This window comes from Priestia sp. P5_B4 (assembly GCF_056400385.1).
Map to the genome: position 1 here is coordinate 1 of NZ_JBFULJ010000621.1, position 2,282 is coordinate 2,282.

Consider the following 2,282-nt stretch of genomic DNA (forward strand, 5'->3'; position numbering starts at 1 on the left):
CTTTTTATCTTTTTTAAACTTAAACATTATAACGTTATATTTACTTATTCATTTCTTTATGTTATTCTACATTTGTAAGAACAGAAAAATAATTAATATTAGTGTAAGCGCCACCATAAGAGGAGTGAACGAAATGAAGAATCGGTTTCTATTAAGGAATGTCAAATCGGTCACTGAAAAAGAGTTTGATATTGTTATAGAAAATGGAAAAATCTCTGAGATAGCAAAAGCTGGTGAAGGAAAAGCACCGCTTGTTTATGATTACTCAGGAACCTACATATCCAGCGGATGGATTGATTTACATGTTCATGCGTTTCCAGATTTCGAACCATATGGAGATGAGATAGACGAGATAGGAGTGAAGCAAGGAGTAACAACACTAGTGGATGCAGGAAGCTGCGGTGCTGATCAAATAGCAGATTTAATTCAAAGCCAATATGCAGCAAAAACTAATTTGTTAGCGTTTTTAAACATTTCACATATTGGTTTAAAACGCACAGATGAGCTTTCAAATATGGACTGGCTAAAAGCGGAAAACATTTTTGAAGCCATGAAGGCATATAGAAACAATATTGTAGGTTTAAAAGCCCGTATAAGCAAAAGTGTAGTAGGTAAAAGCGGTATTGAGCCTTTATATTTTGCTCGAAAAATGTCTAGTACAATTTCACTTCCATTAATGGTTCATGTCGGGTCTGGTCCTCCTGCTATTGAGGAAGTTGTTTCGATTCTAGAAAAAGGAGACATTATTACTCACTATTTGAATGGAAAAGCTAATAATCTATTTGATGATGAAGGAAAGCCGCTTCCACTCCTAATGGAGGCCATCCAACGAGGTGTTCATTTAGATGTAGGGCACGGAAATGCAAGTTTTTCGTTTCAAGTAGCAGAAGCTGCCAAAAAACATAATGTTAAATTCAATACAATTAGCACAGATATTTATCGGAAGAATCGACTAAATGGGCCTGTATACAGCTTAGCTCATGTATTATCTAAATTTCTTTATTTAGGATACAGCCTTGAAGAAGTAGTAAATGGCGTTACTGTTAATGCGGCAAAGTGGCTTAATAGACCGGAGCTAGGAAGGATACAAGTTGGAGACCGTGCCAATTTAACTCTTTTTACTATAGAAGACAAGCCTGTTCTGTTTGTTGATTCCGAAGGAGAGAAGAGAGAAGGTAAGCAAATAATTAAAGCAAAAGGAGTAGTTGTAAATGGAACGTTCATTGAATGCTAAATATGGCTTGAAACGAGTAATTAACGCGAGCGGTCGAATGAGTATTTTAGGTGTATCAGCACCGACTGATACAGTAATGGATGCAATGAAAAAAGGAGGACAAAATTACGTTGAAATCGCTGATTTAGTTGATAAAGCAGGCGATTATATTGCTGGGATCTTAGGAGCAGAAGCAGGTGTGGTTGTTAACTCAGCTTCAAGTGGAATTGCTCTCTCTGTAGCTGCTCTTGTTACACAGGGAAATCGCCGCAAGAGCGAGCGTCTTCATCAAGAAGAAATTCCTAAAAGAGAAATTATTATTCTGAAAGGTCATAACGTACAATACGGGGCACCAGTTGAAACAATGGTTTATTTAGGTGGAGGAAAGCTTATTGAAGTTGGCTACGCTAATGAAGGAAGAGCAACTCATATTGAAGAAGCGATTTCTGAAAACACAGCCGCCATTCTTTATGTGAAATCTCATCATACAGTTCAAAAAAATATGATCTCTGTGGAAGAAACGTGGGAAATTGCACAGAAAAACAATGTTCCGTTAATTGTGGATGCTGCCGCAGAAGAAAACCTTCAAAAATATGTAAAGTACTCAGACCTTGCAATCTACAGTGGCTCAAAAGCAATTGAAGGACCAACTTCTGGAATTGTTGGAGGTGAACGTAAATATATCGAATGGCTGAAAGTTCAACTACATTGTATTGGAAGAAGTATGAAAGTAGGAAAGGAAACAATATTTGGGTTACTTCAAGCACTTGATGAGTATGGAGAAAAGAAAGATAAAAGTGCAAAAGAAAAAGAGAGTTTACAAGCCCTACTGTCATTAAAAGACATAGAAGGCGTTAACGTAACAATTGTTCAAGATGAGGCAGGCCGAGCTATATTCCGTGCTAGAATTCAAATCATTCCAGAACAGGCTAATATAACTGCAGAAGAAGTTGTAAAAGAGTTGAGTGAAGGTGAAATTGCTATTTATACACGTGATTACGGGATAAGACAAGGATATTTTGACATCGACCCAAGACCTTTAAAGGGCGATGATATACATGTAATTGAG

The 2,282-nt window shown here is 37.0% G+C and carries 2 protein-coding genes; both read left to right on the forward strand.

Translation table 11 applies throughout. The annotated features are described in order from the left end of the window. The first annotated feature begins 133 nt into the window (after nt 1-133). Nucleotides 134-1,234 (forward strand): amidohydrolase/deacetylase family metallohydrolase, encoded by a 1,101-nt coding sequence (locus AC1DRF_RS23810; RefSeq protein WP_427075417.1) that lies wholly within the window; start codon nt 134-136, stop codon nt 1,232-1,234. Continuing rightward, nucleotides 1,212-2,282 (forward strand): DgaE family pyridoxal phosphate-dependent ammonia lyase (locus tag AC1DRF_RS23815; protein WP_477741855.1); only part of this gene is annotated, 1,071 nt, incomplete at its 3' end. The genes AC1DRF_RS23810 and AC1DRF_RS23815, both read left to right, overlap by 23 nt.

Bases quoted from the DNA above. Each gene is read 5' to 3' on its own strand.
- AC1DRF_RS23810 (WP_427075417.1), top strand. From the start codon at position 134: ATGAAGAATCGGTTTCTATTAAGGAATGTCAAATCGGTCACTGAAAAA.